General features: G+C 60.5%; 17 protein-coding genes. 7 read left to right on the plus strand and 10 right to left on the minus strand.

All coding sequences use genetic code 11. The annotated features are described in order from the left end of the window. Nucleotides 1-745 precede the first annotated feature (745 nt). Nucleotides 746-1735 carry an RHS repeat-associated core domain-containing protein gene (locus E4021_RS14490; protein WP_211097028.1) on the minus strand — a complete coding sequence of 330 codons (990 nt, stop codon included), beginning with the start codon at nucleotides 1733-1735 and terminating at the stop codon, nucleotides 746-748. A 589-nt stretch (nucleotides 1736-2324) separates the two neighbouring features. Continuing rightward, the gene (locus tag E4021_RS14495; RefSeq protein WP_168797621.1) at nucleotides 2325-3788 is read right to left on the minus strand and encodes a pyridoxal phosphate-dependent decarboxylase family protein; all 1464 of its coding nucleotides are present in this window, start codon (nucleotides 3786-3788) and stop codon (nucleotides 2325-2327) included. Nucleotides 3789-4080: 292 nt separating this feature from the next. On the opposite strand from E4021_RS14495, the gene E4021_RS14500 reads away from it, so the two are divergent. Then, a complete protein-coding gene (locus tag E4021_RS14500; protein ID WP_136460094.1) occupies nucleotides 4081-4989 on the plus strand; it encodes a DUF5996 family protein in 909 nt (302 codons plus the stop codon). Next, nucleotides 4979-5656, plus strand: a complete 678-nt coding sequence (locus E4021_RS14505) for an NAD-dependent epimerase/dehydratase family protein (RefSeq protein WP_136460095.1) — start codon at nucleotides 4979-4981, stop codon at nucleotides 5654-5656. The genes E4021_RS14500 and E4021_RS14505 overlap by 11 nt, the downstream gene beginning before the upstream one ends. Here the strand turns inward: E4021_RS14505 and E4021_RS14510 are convergent. Beyond that, a complete protein-coding gene (locus E4021_RS14510) occupies nucleotides 5625-6728 on the minus strand; it encodes an adenylate/guanylate cyclase domain-containing protein (protein WP_136460096.1) in 1104 nt (367 codons plus the stop codon). The genes E4021_RS14505 and E4021_RS14510 overlap by 32 nt on opposite strands. Before the next feature lie 35 nt (nucleotides 6729-6763). Beyond that, on the minus strand, nucleotides 6764-8203 hold the full coding sequence (locus tag E4021_RS14515; RefSeq protein WP_136460097.1) for an oligosaccharide flippase family protein: 1440 nt from the start codon (nucleotides 8201-8203) through the stop codon (nucleotides 6764-6766). 851 nt (nucleotides 8204-9054) lie between these two features. Between E4021_RS14515 and aroQ the strand changes: the two genes are divergently transcribed. Together aroQ and E4021_RS14525 are read left to right on the plus strand one after the other, a co-directional pair. Continuing rightward, a complete protein-coding gene (gene aroQ / locus E4021_RS14520; RefSeq protein WP_136460098.1) occupies nucleotides 9055-9477 on the plus strand; it encodes a type II 3-dehydroquinate dehydratase in 423 nt (140 codons plus the stop codon). A gap of 57 nt (nucleotides 9478-9534) precedes the next feature. After that, nucleotides 9535-10302, plus strand: a complete 768-nt coding sequence (locus E4021_RS14525; RefSeq protein WP_136460099.1) for a Bax inhibitor-1/YccA family protein — start codon at nucleotides 9535-9537, stop codon at nucleotides 10300-10302. A 201-nt stretch (nucleotides 10303-10503) separates the two neighbouring features. On the opposite strand, the gene E4021_RS14530 is transcribed toward E4021_RS14525, so the two are convergent. Further along, the gene (locus E4021_RS14530; protein WP_136460100.1) at nucleotides 10504-11562 is read right to left on the minus strand and encodes a M20 family metallo-hydrolase; all 1059 of its coding nucleotides are present in this window, start codon (nucleotides 11560-11562) and stop codon (nucleotides 10504-10506) included. A 260-nt stretch (nucleotides 11563-11822) separates the two neighbouring features. On the opposite strand from E4021_RS14530, the gene E4021_RS14535 reads away from it, so the two are divergent. After that, entirely contained in the window at nucleotides 11823-12065 is a 243-nt protein-coding gene (locus E4021_RS14535) for a hypothetical protein (RefSeq protein ID WP_136460101.1), read from the plus strand. On the opposite strand, the gene E4021_RS14540 is transcribed toward E4021_RS14535, so the two are convergent. Beyond that, nucleotides 12062-13747 (minus strand): DUF885 domain-containing protein, encoded by a 1686-nt coding sequence (locus E4021_RS14540; RefSeq protein ID WP_136460102.1) that lies wholly within the window; start codon nucleotides 13745-13747, stop codon nucleotides 12062-12064. The two genes, E4021_RS14535 and E4021_RS14540, sit on opposite strands and share 4 nt — an antisense overlap. Before the next feature lie 117 nt (nucleotides 13748-13864). Here E4021_RS14540 and E4021_RS14545 point away from each other — a divergent pair, with 117 nt between their 5' ends. Both E4021_RS14545 and E4021_RS14550 read left to right on the plus strand, forming a co-directional pair. Beyond that, on the plus strand, nucleotides 13865-14077 hold the full coding sequence (locus E4021_RS14545; RefSeq protein WP_136460103.1) for a hypothetical protein: 213 nt from the start codon (nucleotides 13865-13867) through the stop codon (nucleotides 14075-14077). A 15-nt stretch (nucleotides 14078-14092) separates the two neighbouring features. Beyond that, nucleotides 14093-14608, plus strand: coding sequence for a 3-keto-disaccharide hydrolase (locus E4021_RS14550; protein ID WP_168797622.1), 516 nt, complete (start codon nucleotides 14093-14095; stop codon nucleotides 14606-14608). Between the two features lie 28 nt (nucleotides 14609-14636). Here E4021_RS14550 and E4021_RS14555 read toward each other — a convergent pair whose 3' ends face one another. From E4021_RS14555 to E4021_RS14570, 4 genes are all read right to left on the minus strand, one after another. Then, complete coding sequence (locus E4021_RS14555) at nucleotides 14637-15095, minus strand: DUF1569 domain-containing protein (protein WP_136460105.1); 459 nt, start codon at nucleotides 15093-15095, stop codon at nucleotides 14637-14639. Between the two features lie 112 nt (nucleotides 15096-15207). Then, the gene (locus E4021_RS14560; protein ID WP_136460106.1) at nucleotides 15208-15900 is read right to left on the minus strand and encodes an NUDIX hydrolase; all 693 of its coding nucleotides are present in this window, start codon (nucleotides 15898-15900) and stop codon (nucleotides 15208-15210) included. Between the two features lie 46 nt (nucleotides 15901-15946). After that, complete coding sequence (locus E4021_RS14565) at nucleotides 15947-16819, minus strand: nuclear transport factor 2 family protein (protein ID WP_136460107.1); 873 nt, start codon at nucleotides 16817-16819, stop codon at nucleotides 15947-15949. A gap of 113 nt (nucleotides 16820-16932) precedes the next feature. Beyond that, entirely contained in the window at nucleotides 16933-17343 is a 411-nt protein-coding gene (locus tag E4021_RS14570; protein ID WP_136460108.1) for an ester cyclase, read from the minus strand. Nucleotides 17344-17489 lie beyond the last annotated feature (146 nt).

Below are 17489 nucleotides of genomic sequence, written 5' to 3' on the forward strand. Positions count from 1 at the left end.
GGCGGGTCACCAAGACCAAGGGGTCGTTCACTTCCGACACGGCGCTGATGAAGCTGCTGTACCTCGTCCAGCGCGACGTCACCGCCAAGTGGCAAAAGCCCATGCACAACTGGAACCGGATCCTGGCCCAGCTGGCCATCCTGTACGACGACCGATTGCGCCTGGACCTCTGAGCCGGCGGCGCAAGCCCTCCCGGCCCTGGTTCTAGAACCAGGGCCGGGAGGGCTTGACTTCCTTCTTCTTTTCCCTTAATCTTTAATCCTAAGAATTACCCTTGACACACTTTATGCAATACTCCCCGTCAGGGTCCATGCTGCTTTTAGGTGGTACGGCGTGGCGCTATTCATTGGGCGGTGTAATATTCACTGTCGTATCATGTAGCATTGATCATTACTGACAGTATTAGAGTCAATGATCTTCAATAAAATTTTACCACGAAGTAAAAAGGCGTCTCGTTTATCATCAAAACTGCTGTATCGTAGCTTTTTAGCACTTGATATATCTCTTTTGAGAGCATCGTTAGAATACTCTAAGAAAAGGGTGTCCTGGCTGATATACCATGAGCCAACCACGGGCTCATCTACGTACGCAAATTTGTACTCAAATTTATCTTCCTCTAGGCTTAGGATTACTTCAGGGAAAATTTGAATATTGCATGAACTATAATATGATGAACCAGAACGAACAACCGATTTACAGCTCCAAAGGATAGTGGTTACGAAGACTAGAATGACAATTTGCTTCATTACCGCTTTTTATAGTAAGTCCGACCATTAACCCTAAAAGCATGACCAGTAGCTTTTGCTAATCCAGTAAACGCTCTCTGCTGTTTTTCTGCTGGAGCGGTAAGGATTATTCCCGTGTTCGGGTGACTGGTAATATCAACTGGTCCGGTAGAGACACCGCTATACACACTCGGTAGCGATGATGCTGAATGGGCTGTCTGACCAAATAGAGCTCCCCTTTTATAAGCTGACACCTCATCAGTCTTATCGTAGAGAAAGTTACCATTAGAACCGTCCAGTTTAGGCCCAATGCTATATTCGCCAACCTCAAATTGATGAGCGTGCTTTAATTCATGAGCAATGATACCAACATCGTTCCCATCAGGCAAAAAAACTTCTACCATTCCTGACGAAAAATTGAAAGTTGTTCCTCCTACATCCGTACCTGTTCCAGGCACCGCGCCGCTAGTACTATGGCTGTCATCCACAAAAATATCATAACCTTGGTCTGAGGCGGCAAGAGTAGCAATTTCACTTCTAACTTCATCAAAAGAAGCACTGAGCGAAGATTTCTGACCCGTCAGGCGATCAACTTTTTTGTCCTTCCCTTTCTCCCGAGCTTTAGCTATTCGGCGGTCATATCTTTCTAACCGTGAATCCATTTCATTTGTAAGCTTATCAATGTATTTCTGAGACCTCTCAGTGAAGTACATACCATTAGGATCGATGTATCGTATTGGATTATTATTGGTGTAATTGTAAGGACTCAACGGACCATATTCTTCGGCCAAGGGATCAATTTGTCCCCAGCGTCCAATACTCGGATCATACCACCGAGCCCCATAATCATACAGTCCCAGGTCCTCGTTCAGTTCCTTGCCATTGTATCGGTAAAGATCCCCGTCCTCACCGGCTTGCACCCACGGCCCATTCATGGCGAGCCCGAACGGGTAGTAGTGCTGCTCGGAAAGCAGTTCGTTCGTGGTGCTATTGGTGGTTGGGGTGATCACTCCATCCTGGTTCAGGTCCGAAAAGGTAACCCGGGAATTGCCGAGCCGGTCGCGGAAGCCACTGACGAACCGTAATCGAAGGTCCGCACGGGAAGTTCATTCCGCGCAACCGAAAAGCGGTGACGTACCCTGGCGCAACTCCGATGTCGGCCGGCTCCCGGTTTGGAGCCGGATCCGGCCGCGCGGCAGTCTTTAGATGTACGTTCGTGCCTTGTCACCCATCCAGTGATCGTTCCGGACCACGAACTGGCCCCGACAGACTTAGCTTTGGTAGCGCTCTACCATCAATAGGTGTGACTGTACCTCATTGTCTTCCCACTCCTGCAGCCCGGGCAGGTGAGCATTCTTTTGAGTGAGCCACCCTCAAACTGGCAATCTCGCTCAGGCCGCCGCTTTTTCAGTTCTCGGACCAATACTTCTGATACACTGCCAAGTTTTCTACTTAGTTCGTGGTCCAAAATGGTCGAGGTGGTATAACCCCTCGATGGCCCAACGAACTGTACCTACACGATCAGTGGCACAACGCTCAATCGTTCCAACTCCGTAACTGCCTGCCCCGGCAGCTAGCAGTCTGCAGCCCGTGGCTGCGCTACACCGATCGATACAACTCATCCCCAATGCCTTCCAGCGCCTCCACCAATCGCGCCAGATCGCGGTTCTTGGTCTTGTGGTTGACGATGCAGATGCGAATGCAGTAAATCCCGCGCAGCACCGTAGCGCTCGGACTGGCAATGCCCCGCTCGTGGAGCCGCAGCAGCAGTTCCCGGTTGAGGGCATTGCTTTCTTCCTCCGTCATACCCGGGCGTATGTACCGCAGGCAAACGATCGACATCGAGACCGGGGCCACTACTTCAAGGCAGTCCGTGGCAGCCGCCAGCCCGCTCACGTATTCCGCCTGCCGATTGTTCTGGATGATGAGTCGGGCGTAGCCTTCCACCCCATTTTCCTTTAGCGACATCCACACCTTGAGGGCCTTGAAATTTCGGGAGAGCTCGAAGCCGTAGTTGTTGAGTGGGTCGGGGCCACCGGCCAGCCCGCGATCGCTCGATTGCAGATAGCTTGGGGTGAGGGCAAAACTCCGGCGGTGCGAGTCCCGGTCGCGAATGAGCACGCAGCCCACTTCGTAGGGCAGGTACATCCACTTGTGCAGGTCGAAGGCAATGCTGTCGGCGCGCTCCATGTACCCCAGCCGTTCGCGGTAGGTCGGATCGAGGCGGCAAAGCGCGCCGTAGGCGCCGTCGACGTGAAACCACAGCCCGAACCGTTGGCAGACGTTGAATATCTCCTCCATTGGATCGATGGCCCCGGTATTCACGGTTCTCGCGGTGGCCACCACGCAGATGGGCCGGTGGCCGGCGGCGATATCCTCCTCAATGGCCTGGATGAGGGCCTCGTATTCCAACTCGTAACGGTCGTTGACTGGTACGCGGCGCAGGTAACGGTTGCCAATCCCCATGATTTCCACGGCCTTTTGTACGCAGCTGTGCGTTTCGGTGGAGCAGTAGACCGTCGTCCGGGGCATATCCGCTCCGAAGCCCTCCTCGCGAAAATCCGGGCCAAGCTGACTGTTGCGCGCCACCGTAAGGGCGGTGATATTGGCCATCGACCCGCCGCTGACGAGCATGCCGGAAGCCGAAGCCGGAAACCCCATCAGCTCCTTGCACCAGTCGACCGCCTGGGCGTCCACGTACATCGGCATGTGTTCGCCGATGGTGACGTTGGGGTTGAGGGCCGAGGCCAGCATATCGGCCAGCAGGCCGGTCACCGTGCCCGTCCCCTGCACCCAGGCGTAGAAGGCGGGGTGGATGTTCTTCTTGTTGTACGGCACTACGTCGCGGAGGAACTCCGCGTAAATCTCCCCGAGCGGTTGGCCGGTTTGGGGAAGGGGGGCGCGCATTCTCTTCTTGACTGCGTCGGGAATTTGCTGCCAGCTCACCTCATCCCCCACCCCTTCGAGGTAGTTCATCATGTCGGCGAGCATGCGCTGGCCGAGGGCGGTGGCGGCGGGCCAGTCGGCAGGGTCGAAGTCGTATTCGGAAGGGAGCGGGGTCATGGGGCGAATGTGGAAGAGGAAGGGGCAATATGTACGCACCATTCAGAGCGCAGCCGGTAGCAATCGGGGGAAGGGCGGCGGCCAAGATACGTGAGCAGATCGCTGCCCTGCTATCCCGACCACCTGATTGAATCCCCGTCGGCGCTCATGCTCACCAACCAATACGGTGATAGCAATGACCACAGGAGAGGCTTGCAACGATTGCAAAATGTGACGGCATTCCACCGAACCTGGCCCGCTTTCCCCTAATTTACCGGAACCCGCGCGCCGCCGCCGGCCAAAACTCCTCCCCATGCAGCCCTTGCCCCTACCCCCCTGGGAACCCGCCAAGCGAACCCTCCACCATTTTCTGCAGGTCGTGGGGAAGGTGCGCAAGGCGCGGATGCCCGCCCGCAACCACTGGTGGAACCTGACGCTGTACGTCGATCCGCGGGGACTGACCACCCGCGGGATGCCCCTGGACGACGACGGCGGGCAGCTCGAGATCCGGCTCGACCTGGTCGACCACCGGCTGGAGGTGATTACGAGTTACGACGCCAGCGAAAGCTTCCGGCTGGAGGAGGGGCTCAGCGTTGCCGATTTCTACCACCGCCTGAATGCCCTGCTCGACCGCGTGGGCGCCGCCACTCCCATCCTGGCCCGGCCCTTCGACCTGGATACCACCCACCCCTTCGCCGAGCTTACCGACGTGGCCAACTACGACCCGGCGGCCGTGGCCACCTTCTTCCACGCCCTGCGGTGGGTGGATGGGGTACTGAAGGAATTTGCCGCCGACTTCTACGGCAAGACATGTCCGGTGCAACTCTACTGGCACCATTTCGACCTGGTGGTTACCCGCTTTTCCGGCCGCTCCGCCCCGCCCATGCCACCCACCGCCCCGGCCCTGGAACGGGACGCCTACAGCCACGAGGTAATCAGCTTTGGCTTCTGGCCGGGCGACGAGAACGTACGGGAAGCGGCCTTTTACTCCTACACCTACCCCGCGCCGGAGGGGCTCACCGACGAACCGCTACGGCCGGCCGCGGCCCGCTGGATAGACAGCAACGGCAGTCCCCAGGCCTTCCTGCCCTGGGCCGACGTAGTGGAAGCCGACCACCCCCGCGAGGCCCTCCTCGACTTCCTGCAGAGTGCATATATCGCCGGTGCGCGGCGGGCGGGCTGGGACATCGACCAACTGAAATACACAAGCTTTGAAGTCTAGAGTCTCCCCCATCCTCACCGGCGCCAGCGGCATGGTCGGCCGGGCCGTCCTGCTGGAATGCCTCGACCACCCCGACGTAGAGAAGGTACTGATGATCAACCGCCACCCCGTGGAAGTACGTCACCCTAAGCTGCGGGAGCTGATCCTGGCCGACTTCTCCGACCTGGAGTGCGCCAGCGAGCGACTGCAGGACTACAACGCCTGCTTCTTCTGCGCGGGGGTGTCCTCCGCGGGCAAGGGGGAGGAGGAATATACGCGGCTCACCTACGACCTGGTCACCTCCTTCGCCCAGGCCCTCCACGACCGCCAGCCCGACCTGGTCTTCACCTACGTTTCCGGCATGGGCACCGACCCCCACGGGCGGCAGATGTGGGCGCGGGTGAAGGGGCGCACCGAAAACAAGCTGCTGCATATGGGCTTCCGCGACGCCTATATGTTCCGCCTGGGTATGCTGCTGCCCGAGCGCGATCTGCCTATGAAGACGGCCTGGATATCGGTTATGTACCGCCTGCTGAAACCGCTGTTTCCCCTGCTGCGCAGGTCCAGCTGGGCCACCACCGACCGCAAGCTCGGGCGGGCCATGATCCGCGTGGTGCGGGAGGCGCAGCCGGAGAAGGTGCTGGAAAGCGCGGACATCAACCGACTGGGTGAACTTCCGCCCCGCTAGCCAGGGCCGGCGTGGGCCGCTGCACGCCGATCACGGTGAGGCTTTCCCGTTTCCCGGCCAGCTCCACGGGTGGGTGTTCGCGCAGCAGGTAGTGCTGGCTAAGCTTCAACTGCCCGGCCAGGGCCGGCGAGATCAGCAGGCGCTCCTCCAATTCGTTGCACTTGCCCTGGATGCGGGCCGTGGTGTTGAGGACGTCGCCGTGGTAGGCCAACTCCCGTTTGAGGACGCCGACTTCCGCAACGGTGGTGCGGCCGAGGTGCCCCCCGGCCTTGAAGACTGGCTGCAGTCCGTACGTACGGTCGTAGTAGTCGGCGCGAGACGCCAGGGTTTCCACGAACTGGAAGTAGGCGGCGACGCAGTTGTTGTTGCGGATCCCGTTGGGCAGCTTCCAGCACAAGATCACTTCGTCGCCGACGTACTGGTAGATCTCCGCGCGGTGCCGCACGACGGTATCCGTCAGGTCGGCGAAGCAGTCCTGGATCAGCCGGCTGAAGGCCACGTGCCCGAGCTGCTCGGCGATGGTGGTCGACGACTGCATGTCCACGAACAGGAAGATCCGTTCCTCCTCCCGCGGATGGTGGTAGCGGCCCAGCAGCATATTGCCGAGGATGCCCGGCCCCAGTTTCTGGTGCATGCGCTGAAAGAGGGTGATGAGCAGGCTTACCAGGATGAAGTATCCCAGCACGAGAAACATGAGCTTGCTGAAGAGGAACTCGCGGAAGGTGACGTCCTCCGCCACGCTGCGATTCAGGTAGGGATACAGGACGATGGCCACCGCGATGAGGAGGAGCATCAGCAGGAGGTTCAGGGTCGACTTGAGGGCCGCCCAGTGCAGGAAGGACAGTCGCTGGAATATCTGCCGGTTCATGCCACGCTCGATCAGGAAGTAGCCCGTACCGAGGATCACGCCCAGCGAAAGGTCGAACCAGGGCTCGATCAGGTACTCCGGCGAGAAGCCCATGCGCGCCGGCCAGCCATAGTGGCGGACAAAACCAAATACCGATACGGCTACCGTCCAGGTGACGACCATCTGGAACCAGAAAATGAGCTTGTGTCTGCCGTAGATCGCCACGGTGGTGAAGGTAAGGCATTCACAGGCCGCTACCCCTACTCCCTCCGCAGCAACAGATCGGGAAGTTCGCGCACCCCTACGAGCCGCAGGACGAGCACCAAGCCGGCACCGGTGGCCAGCAGCAACACAAATTGTCCTACCCAGGGCAGGGAGGGCAGACTGTGCACCAGCACCGCCGCCACGGGCAGCAGCGCGGCCAGCATCAGCAGTCCCAACCAGCGCACCGTACCACCCGGAATGAGGAGCCAACGGTGGGCCAGCACGGCCTGGGTGGCCGCTACAAAGGATTGGGTAAGCAGGGTCACCGCGGCCGCGCCGGTGGCTCCGTAACGGGGCAGGGCCCAGAGATTGCCGGCGACGTTTAGGACGATCCCGGCCACGAAGACGTAGTTCATCCGCCCGATGAATCCGGTAGCCCCCAACAGGGCCCCGTAGGCGTAGTTGAGGCACTGGGCCACGAAGGTCAGCGACAGGAAGAACAGGATGGCCGCCGTCCGCGGTTCGGCAAAGTCGTACAGGAGGTGGACGATCGGCCGGGCATAGGCCGCCACCGGCACGCTCACCACCAGGGCACCGGCCACCAGCACGTGGACGCTGAACCGCAGGAGGTCACGCAGCGATTCCCCCCGCGCGTGGAGGCGGGCGTACATCGGCAGGAGTAGTCCGGCCATCAGCCAGCCAACGGTATTTATTGCGTCCAGCAAGCGGTAACCGGCGGCGTAGTGGCCCGCCAGGTAGGCTCCGTCGGGCAGCAAACGCTCGATCATCACCGCGTCCGTCCGGCTATAGGCCGTCTGCAACAGTATAGCAATGGCATAGGGAGCGCCGCCGCGCAGGAGCAAGGCCAGGGTGGCCCGGTCAAACCGGGGCCGTAAATCGGAGAGTTTGCTCCGCAGGAAGTAACCCACGCCCATGGCGGTCAGGCCCCAGCACAGCACCTGCGTCCCCGCAAAAAGCGTGATACTCAAATGCTCAGGGGCAAAGACCAGAACCCCGCCGACGATGGCGATCATGAGGACCTTGTCGAGGATACTGAAGGTGCTGTCGAGGGCATAGCGGCCCAGTCCCGCCAGACTCGATCGCAGGTAGAGCACCAGGCTGTTCAGCAGTTGTCCGGACCCGATCAGTAATAACAGTCCGATCTCCATCCCGCGGTACCCCAGCGCAAAGCCCGTGACCAGCAGCACGAGGAAGAAGGCAACGCCCAGGATCGCCTTCAGCGCCAGGAAGTACGGAAAGTACTTGGCCAGCAGCTGCCGATGACCGCTGAGGGTACGGCTGTTGTAGAGTTGCAAGCCGAAGTCCGCGATCACCTGCAGGATCATCCCCAGCCCGAGCAGGGAGAAATACAGCCCGTAATCCGCCTCCGGCAACCGGTTCTGCACCGTACGCTCGATCCCGAACAGGTAGACGCCCTTCACTACGAGGTTGAGCAGCAGGACGAAAATGGCATTGCGGAAGAAGGAGGAAAGCATTGTAGTGCAATAGTACGGTAGCAGGGCAGTACGGTCGGGCGACAGTGGGGCTGGGCTATTTTTTGGGGGTGGAGGTTACGGGCCATACCATCGCGACCTGAGGTCGCGAACCGGGGCAGCGCGAGTGGAGGTCACGAATCGTGGTAGCGCGACCGGAGGTCTCGGACCGTGGTAGCGCGAGCTGAGGTCACGAACCGTGGTAGCGCGAGCTGAGGTCACGAACCGTGTTGTCGCGACCGGAGATCGCGAACCGGGGTGGCGCGAGCCGGGGGTACAGCTATCAGGGGTATTCACTACATTGAAGCCTGCATCATGATTAATCTGTTTTCCGCTTGGTATGGACTCACCTTTCTCTGTGAGCTCCGCTTATGGGCCGTGTTGTCGCGACCGGAGGTCACGAACCGTGCCAGCGCGACCGGAGGTCACGAACCGTACCGTCGCGACCGGAGGTCACGGACTGGGTTGGCGCGGGTGGAGGTCAGGAACTGTATCGGCGCGACCGGAGGTCACGAACCATACCATCGCTACCTGAGGTCACGAACCGGATTGGCGCGAGTGGGGGTCAGGAGACTTATCAGCGCGGGTGGAGGTCAGGAAACTTATCGGCGCGACCGGAGGTCACGAGCCATACCGGCGCGACCGGAGGTCAGGAACCGTGCCATCGCGACCGGAGGTCACGAGCCGCACCTACCCGAGCGAAGCGAGGGGCAAGTGCAACACCCATTAACCCCTTAGCTCCTTAGCCCCTTTACTCCTTAGCTCCTTCACCCCTTTACTCCTTAGCTCCTTCACCCCTTCACTCCTTCACTCCTTCACTCCTTTACCCCTTCACCCCTTCACCCCTCCCCTACGTGCTAAAAGTAATAATCATCAACGGCCCCAACCTGAACCTGCTCGGCCGGCGGCAGCCGGAAATTTATGGGGAGGATACTTTTGAAGACTTCATGCTTCATTTGAAGGGGAAGTTCGTGGATTCGGACGTGGAGCTCAGCTACTTCCAGAGTAACCACGAGGGTGAATTGCTCGACAAGTTGCACGAGATCGGCTGGAGTTATGATGGGATCGTGTTGAACGCCGGGGCGTATACACATACGAGCGTGGCGTTGGCCGATGCCGTGGCGGCCATCGAGACGCCCGTCATCGAGGTACACATCAGCAACGTGCACAAGCGGGAGGCTTTCCGCCACCACAGCTACCTTTCGCCGCACTGCGAGGGGGTGATCGTGGGCTTCGGTCTGCGGGGCTACGAACTGGCGGTGCAGTATTTCGTCTAGCCTGCAACGTCTTGCCGCGTCAGGCGTTTTATCCTTCAATCAACCAACCAGAATTACATGTCCCTATCCGATCGCTTTAGCAAATCCAGCAACCCCCTACTCAGCGAGGAGCGTCTGGCCAAAGCGTCCGCGCGCCCACTCGACGGCGGGTTCATCCAGCGCGCCGAAGACAACGTGATGACCGTCGACGGCGCCGTGAACAAAACCTTCCTCCTCGGAGCCCTGCTGTTGGGTACCGCGGTATATTCCTTCTTCTTCCCCAGCCAGATATTCGTTTGGGGCGGTGCCATCGGCGGATTGATTCTGGTCTTCGTCATGGCTTTCAAGCCGAAGCTGTCCGGCACCCTGGCGCCGATTTACGCCTTGCTGGAAGGGCTCTTCGTGGGCTCGATCACCGCCATTTACGCGGCCGGGTTCGGTACCGGACTGGTATTCAACGCCATCCTGGCCACGATTGCCCTACTCTTCATGATGCTGTTCGTGTACAAAGCGGGAATCATCACCGTCAACCAGAAATTCCGCTCAGGAATGATGATGGCCATCGGTGCCATCTTCCTGGTGTACATGATCAACATCGTACTGAGCTTCTTCGGCATGAGCGTGCCCTTCCTGCACGAAGGTGGCATGATCGGCATTGGCATCAGCGTGGTCATCATCGGCGTGGCTACCCTTAGTCTGCTGCTCGACTTCGACAACATCGAACGCGGTGCCGCACTGCAGGCCCCGAAGTACATGGAGTGGTTCAGCGCCGTGGGCCTGATCGTCACCCTCGTCTGGCTCTACATCGAGATCCTGCGCCTTCTTTCGGTGATGAACCGCGACTAGAACAGAGAGGATAACCTCCCGAAAAACAACAGGGGAAAACGGACGCGTCCGTTTTCCCCTGTTTGCATTAACAGCCTAGTTGACTAGTGAGTATAAAGTGAGGCTGCTGTATTCATCATCAAAACCACTGCAAGAACGGGGCGCGGCTGGGATGCGCTGCCTGACGGGAAAAAACTTTTTGCCGCGGGTGCCGGCCCACCCTCAACAGTTCAGGATGAGCTCGCGGTAGACGCGGATGCCTTCGGCGACTTCCGCGACGTGGATGAATTCATCCGCCGTGTGACTTCTGGCGCTGTCGCCAGGACCGATCTTTAAGGTAGGGAAAGGCATCAGGGCCTGGTCGCTGAGGGTCGGTGAACCGTAGTCTTGCGCCCCGGGGCGGGCCCGACGGGCGGCCCGTAGCAAAAAATGATCGTCTGCGATGCGGCTGGACTGCAGGCGAAGGCTGCGGGGCTTCAGCTGGGCGAACCGACAGACGGCCTGCAACTCCGCCACCGCTTCCTCATTGGTATAGGCTTCGTTGACGCGCAGATCCACGACAAAATTGCAGCGGTCGGGCACCACGTTGTGCTGGGTACCCGCGGAAATGACCGTCACCGTGGCCGAAGTGGGGCCCAGTCGCTCACTCGGTCGCGTGAAGGAGTAGTTGCGAATGGCGGCAATGTCATCGATGGCGCGGTAGAGGGCATTGGTGCCTTCCTGCCGGGCGGCGTGGCCGCTCTTGCCGATGGTTTCTCCGTCGATGACCACCAGTCCGCGCTCCGCCACCGCCAGGTCCAGCAGGGTGGGCTCCCCGACAATGCCGCAATCGATGGGCGGCAATTGCGGTAGCAGCGCGGCAATGCCGTCCGGCCCGCTGATCTCTTCCTCGGCCGTGGCGGCCAGGACCAGATTCACCGGGAGGTTGGGATCGTTTTCCAACTGTACGAAGGCGGCAATTAGTCCGACCAGCGCGCCACCCGCGTCGTTGCTGCCCAGTCCGTACAGTTTACCCTCCACGATGGCCGGATCATGGGGGTCACGGGTGTAGCCTGGAGCCGGCTTCACGGTATCGTGATGACTATTGAGCAAAACCGTGGGACGGTCGGAGTGCCAGTTGCGGCTGACGGCCCAGACGTTGTTCCGGTGCCGCCGCGCTTCGATCCCCCGCTCCCGCAGGAAGCCCTCGATGATGGCCGCAGTGGCCTTTTCCTCCCGGCTCAGCGAGGGGGTAGCAATGAGTTGCTGGAGCAGTTTCAGGTATTCTTCGGTGGGGGGCATGGATGGGTTCGGGTGGGTGCCCCAAGGTAAGGCATGGGTTACCGATGGTGATGGGCCGTCGTGGTGACCCGCCGCCGGTGGCCCACGCCGAAATGCCCCGTGCCCAGGAAAATGGGTCGTATCCATAGGCACGCGATAATATTTGCCCTGTTCCGTTCACATACCCCCCACTTTGCTGTTGTGGGAAAAAGTCTTGCACCTGCGCGCCCGACAAATGGGCGTGGGGCTGACCTGATATCATCTTCTAAAATTCACCCACCATGATGAAATTTTTGTACTCCGCTTTGTTTGCCTTCGCCCTGGTAGCCTGCGCCGAAACGGCCGAAGCCGTTGAGGTACCCGCCGCCGTACAGAGTGCCTTTGAAGCCGCTTACCCCGGTGCTACCGACGTAGAATGGGACGACGAAGGCGATACCTACGAAGTCGAGTTCTCCATGAACGGCGAGGAAATGGAAGCCGAATTCTCCGCCACCGGCGAGATGCTGGAAATCGAAGAGGACTAGTCCTGGTAGGAAGTGGTGCCGGCCATCCAGTGCCGCACCACTTCCTCCAAAATTTCCATGGTAACGGCCCCGTTGGCCAGCACCAGGCTGTGGAACGCGGCCAGATCGAAGTCTTCCCCCATGGTCTCTTCGGCTTCCTGCCGCAGGGCCCGGATCTTCATTTCACCCATTTTATACGACACGGCCTGACCGGGCCAGCCGATGTAGCGGTCGATCTCCGAGTTCACCTCGCGCAGGGATAGCGCCGTATGCTCGGCCATGAACGCGACCGCCCGCTCACGCGACCAGCCGAAGTAGTGGATCCCCGGATCGACCACCAGACGGCACGCCCGCCACATTTCGTAGGTGAGGCGCCCGAAGTCGTCGTAGGCCGTCTCGTATATCCCCATCTCCTTTCCCAGATATTCCGCGTACAGCGCCCAACCCTCCCCGAAAGCGGAGAGGTAGAGCGATTTGCGGAAGTCGGACTGCCCCTCCAGCTCCGCGGCCAGCATCATCTGCGTATGGTGCCCGGGCACACCCTCGTGCAAGGCCAGGGCCGGTAGCGTATAGAATGGCCGGCTCGGCAGGTCGTAGGTATTCACCCAGAAGGCACCGGCGCGGCGCTGATCGTAGGATCCCGGACTGTACCTGCCGCCCGTATAATTCGGTGCCAGAGAAGCCGGTACCGGCGCTACGGTAAGTGGCATGCGTGGCAGGCGGTCGAAATAACGCGGCAACCGGGCCTCAATCCGTTTGGTGATCCAGGCGGCCCGCTCCAGCAGGTCTTCCGGCGTGGCGGCGTAGAAGCGCGGATCGGTGCGCAAGTAGGTCAAAAACTCCGCGAAGGAACCGGAAAAACCCGCCCGCTCCATCGCCGCTTCCATTTCCTGGCGGATGCGCGCTACCTCCCGCTGACCGGTCTCGAACACCTCCTCGGGGGTGGCGTCGTCGTCGGTGGTGAAGTAGCGGATCAGGTGCCGGTAATGCTCCTTTCCATCCGTAATGGCGGATATCCCCGGCTCCTGACCCAGCCGCGGCCGGTATTCCGTGCGCAGGTACTCGGCCAGTCGTTGGTAGGCGGGGTACACCACCGCTTCGGTAAGCGAATCGATGCGCGCCGCCCCCGCCGGGTAGTCGGCCACCGGTCGGTGAAAGAGACTTTCCGCCGGTGGGACGGCCAGGGTGCGTGCGATGAGCTCCAGTACCAGGTCTACTACCCGAGCCGGATTGGTCTTTCCGATCGACAGCCCGCGCGCCAGGGCCCCTTCCTGCTGTCGAAAGTAGTCCGGCAGCGCCACGAGTTCCCCGGCGTAGCGGTCGAGCTCCTCGGGGGTTTCCACGCGGCGATTGCCGTAACGGTAGACAACGTCGGTCAGGAAACCGCCCTCGGCGTTGAGGGGAAAGAGGTGGGTGCCGAAATCCAGTCGGTAAATCCGGTCGTCGAGTACGAAAGCCAGTAAGTCCGCATCGATTTGCTGGGAGGCGGTCAGGGCCTGGAGTTCACGCAGCCGCTCGCGCAGGCTCCGCCATTTGGCCGCCTGCACCTGCCGGTCTTCCTCAGTGGCCATGCCCCACACGTCCAGGCTGTCGTAGGGTTCGTAGGCCTCGTAAACGGTCAGCCACTGACGAAAGGCCGCCGAGTCGGAGTGCCCGGCCAGGTAAAGAGGGAGGGCAAGCAAGAGGATGTGGAGGAGGCGCATAATCGGGGGTTGGGCGGAGAAGATACGTTGCCTAGTCAAGCCCCCGCAAACATCGCGTGGCGCGGGGGATGCACGGGCGCAATTATGGATTACCTTTCGTATCCAAAGTCCGCACCCATGTCGATCCGCCCCCGCTTTTTGCTTCTGCCCTTGCTCCTGGCCGCCACCGGTCTGGCCGGACAGTCGGCCCTGCTCCACGACGCTGCGCTGACCGGCTGGCACGTCATCGTCGACGGCCGGGGCAAGGTGCCCGTTACCGATCAGGACCACTTCGTGTGGGAAGACAGCGTGCTGCACGTCCTACCTACGGCGAAGGCCGGAAGCCAATAACCCTTTGCCGCCCTGGTGACGGACAGCACCTACAGCCGCTACCGCCTCCACGTGGAGTACAAATGGGGCGAGAAGAAATTCGCGCCGCGGACCGATGCCGTGCGCGACGCCGGAGTTTTGTTCCACACCTTCGACACGGACGCCTTCTGGCCCGCCGCGCTGGAATGTCAGGTGCAGGAGGGCGATACGGGCGACATCTGGCTCATCGACAGCCGGGCTACCTCCACGGTGGGAGCCGACGCGCACAACTACTCCCCCAATGGCGCGCCCGAGCAGCGCACCGGCGAACGCTACACCAAGTTTGCCCGCAGTTTCTCCTGGGAACGGCCGGGCTGGAACGAAATCGTCCTCGAAGTCGACGGCGATACCGCGCGCTTCTTTGTGAACGGTCACCTCGTCAATGCCCTGATTCAGGCCGAACGGCCCACCCCCGATCGCGCCGGCTGGATGCCCCTTACCGAAGGATACATCGCCCTGCAGGCGGAAGGTGCCGAATTGTACTACCGAAACATGCGTCTGGAAACCCTGTAAACGGTTTCTCCGGGCCGGATCGCGGCCGTCACACCCCGAACTGGGTCAAGTGGTGGTCGAGGTGTTTCTGGTACATGACGCTCCACTCCCGGGCGGTCATCGGGCCGAAGGAAACATTTTCCTTCCCCTCGTAGGCACGCTCCCCCGCGGTGGCCACCCGCTCCAGGTTGGCGATCAGGCGGGCCTTTTCCCGCGCGAAGTCCCGTTCATCGGTGATGAGGAACTGGGGGGCCGTGCGGCTGTTGCGGGGATAGGGCTTGGGACCCACCACGCCCCGTTTCACCACCGTCTTCAACAGCAAGCGGGTTAGCCAGTTGTACTTCACGGGCAAGGCCCCCGTCTCCATATCGTAGGCCACATTGAGGTGCGCGAGCATCTGGGCTACGGACATCTTTCCCCACTGGGGCTGGGTGTCCGGCGTGAGGCGGTTGATACGGTCTTTGTTTTCCCGCAGGGTATTGGGATCGAAGGTGGACGGATAGGTCATAACCAGGGGGTTGGCCCAGAAAGATAGGGCGTTCGTCGGCAAGAGCCAACCCGTGGCGGCCCGGGAAAGCCCGCCGGATCCGGTCACCCGAAGAGATTAAAATACAAGGACCTCAGGGCTTGAGCAGGAAGTCCGCGCCGTTGCGTTTGGCCATTGCGTACACTTCCGGCACGAACTGGTAGTACCAGGCCCCCTTGCGGGAGGTATTGGTGTCTTTCTCGTTGAGGCGTTGCAGGTATTCCATCTTGCGGAGGCGGCGGCGGAAGTTGCCGGCGTCGATGCTGGTTCCGAAGATCGCCTCGTAGAGCGATTGCAGTTGGGTGAGGGTGAATTTCTCGGGCAGCAGTTCAAAGCCAACCGGCTCGTGGGTAGCGCGGTGCCGCAGTCGCTGCAGGGCTGCCTCCACCATTTCGTTGTGGTCGAAGATCAGGGGTGGGACATCCGTAATGGGTACCCAGTGGGCCGCGTAGTCACTGGACAACTGCACCTCGGCCTCGTCCTGGTCCACCAGGGCGTAGTACCCTACCGTGACGGTGCGCTCGGCCTCGTCGCGATCAACCGCGCCGAAGGCCTTGAATTGCTCCAGGTAGACGTCCTGTAGTCCGGTACGCTGTTCCAGCACGCGGGCGGCGGCTTCGTCCAGCGATTCGTGCGCCTGCAGGAAGCCGCCCATCAGCGACCATTCCCCTCGCCGGGGTTCGATATCCCGTCGTACGAGCAGCAGGTTCAGCTTGCCATTGCGGAATCCGAAGATCGTACAGTCGACGGCCACCAGCGGCCGGTAAGCGTAATCGTAACTTTTCACAAGACAAAATTAAACATAATTGTCAAGCAGACAATTATTTTACGGCTTATTTTCCCGCCCCGATAACCGAAATAACGTTGTCCATCCGCTCATTTGGTATAGTGAGGCTAAGGGTATAGTGAACTATTTTCCATTCGTTATTCCCGGTGCGGCGTACGATGGCCGTGCCGCGGCAGGGTCCCATCCAGGTATCCAGGAGTTCGTCGAAGTAGGCGAGATTGTCGTTTTCGTCGTAGAAGATGTGCCGCTCGGTGGCGGTAAAGTCCCAGGCCTTGCCGGCGGCGAAGTAGGGAGCGGCAAACTCGGCAAAGGCCTCCCGGGTCCAGTGCTCGCCCGGATCGGTGCCGATGTAGATGGCGTCTTCGGTCATGCGGGAGAAGTACGCGGCACTGTCGGCGCGGGCCGCGGCACGGTGCCATTCGGTGGCCAGTTGCTCGATCTGCCGTACGGCGCTGCTGGTATATACCGGTGCGCAGCCGGTCGTCCGGCGGGTATCGACCACGTTCAGGATGCGCCAATGCCCCTGCGCATCGTCTTGCACGAGGTGGAAGGAGTTGGTGCCGCAGTGGTGTACGTCACCGTTGAGCACGAAGGTGTAGGGCGTCCACGCCGTGGCGAGTCCACCGTCGGTGCGAAGGCTGGTAAAGTGCAGTTGTTCGTCGAGCGCCCCGGCCGGGGAGCGAGCGATCCCGTTCAGCCACTGCGCGATGTCGCCGGTTTGGACGCGGGTCTGGCCGGCGCTGTCGGTGCTCACGGAGTGCAGGCTCGCCTCGGGGTGAAACAGGGCGCTCATGCCTGCCGTATCGGCGCGGCGCATGCCGTCAAACAGGCGTTGCAGGGTGGTGCCCGGCGCATCCTGTGCCCTTAGGGCGTGAATCGGGAAGAGCAAAACAACCAGCAAAAGGTAGGGCAGTCGCATACGGGTTCAGGTATAAACAAGGATACGACCAATTTACCAAAAATGCCAAAGCGCAGTGGGCGCCGGAGCGCGGGTGCCGTATCCGGTTGCGGATGCCGGGGGCGTGGGTTCCGTTACTGCGGGATGCGCTCGGCACCCAGTTGCTTCAGAATGCCCAATTCGTCGGAGCTGCCCCAGCGTTCCTTCAGTTTGCCGTTCTCGAAGCGGCCGATCTGGACGCCACGGGCCGAAAATTGCTTTCCGGTGGGGGCCAGGCCCATGAATTCGCCCTGGTGGGTACCCGAAACGGTGTAGGCGAAGGTTACGTTGTCGGCGTCGGTGACCACGTGCTTTACCTCGATGTGCAGGTCGGGGAAAGCGCTGCGCATCATGCTGAAAAAATCAATGAAGCCCTGGGGGCCGGGTCCCTGCATGGGTGCGGGGTCGTGGTCTTTTACGTCCTGGGCTACGAGATCGCGGATCTTTTCCAGCTGGCCGGTATTTACGGCTTCGCCGAATTGCTTTTGTACTTCGAGGTTGGTCATGGGTGTTGGTTATGGGGATCGTGCCGTGATCGGCAGTTGCTAGGTGAAAGGTGTAGCTACACCATATGTTCGGCCCGCACCCGCAATGGGGGTTGCCGATACCGCAGGCGACAAATCGCCGCTGGGAAATGCACCCGGCGTGCTAT

The sequence above is a fragment of the Neolewinella litorea genome (assembly GCF_004803465.1).
Lineage (GTDB): Bacteria > Bacteroidota > Bacteroidia > Chitinophagales > Saprospiraceae > Neolewinella > Neolewinella litorea.

What these genes read in the sequence shown, in the direction of transcription:
- E4021_RS14495 (WP_168797621.1), bottom strand. Translation starts at nt 3,788, where the DNA reads ATGACCCCGCTCCCTTCCGAATACGACTTCGACCCTGCCGACTGGCCC.
- E4021_RS14530 (WP_136460100.1), bottom strand. Translation starts at nt 11,562, where the DNA reads ATGCCCCCCACCGAAGAATACCTGAAACTGCTCCAGCAACTCATTGCT.
- E4021_RS14500 (WP_136460094.1), top strand. Translation starts at nt 4,081, where the DNA reads ATGCAGCCCTTGCCCCTACCCCCCTGGGAACCCGCCAAGCGAACCCTC.
- E4021_RS14515 (WP_136460097.1), bottom strand. Translation starts at nt 8,203, where the DNA reads ATGCTTTCCTCCTTCTTCCGCAATGCCATTTTCGTCCTGCTGCTCAAC.
- E4021_RS14565 (WP_136460107.1), bottom strand. Translation starts at nt 16,819, where the DNA reads ATGCGACTGCCCTACCTTTTGCTGGTTGTTTTGCTCTTCCCGATTCAC.
- E4021_RS14525 (WP_136460099.1), top strand. Translation starts at nt 9,535, where the DNA reads ATGTCCCTATCCGATCGCTTTAGCAAATCCAGCAACCCCCTACTCAGC.
- E4021_RS14555 (WP_136460105.1), bottom strand. Translation starts at nt 15,095, where the DNA reads ATGACCTATCCGTCCACCTTCGATCCCAATACCCTGCGGGAAAACAAA.
- E4021_RS14535 (WP_136460101.1), top strand. Translation starts at nt 11,823, where the DNA reads ATGATGAAATTTTTGTACTCCGCTTTGTTTGCCTTCGCCCTGGTAGCC.
- E4021_RS14540 (WP_136460102.1), bottom strand. Translation starts at nt 13,747, where the DNA reads ATGCGCCTCCTCCACATCCTCTTGCTTGCCCTCCCTCTTTACCTGGCC.
- E4021_RS14545 (WP_136460103.1), top strand. Translation starts at nt 13,865, where the DNA reads ATGTCGATCCGCCCCCGCTTTTTGCTTCTGCCCTTGCTCCTGGCCGCC.
- E4021_RS14570 (WP_136460108.1), bottom strand. Translation starts at nt 17,343, where the DNA reads ATGACCAACCTCGAAGTACAAAAGCAATTCGGCGAAGCCGTAAATACC.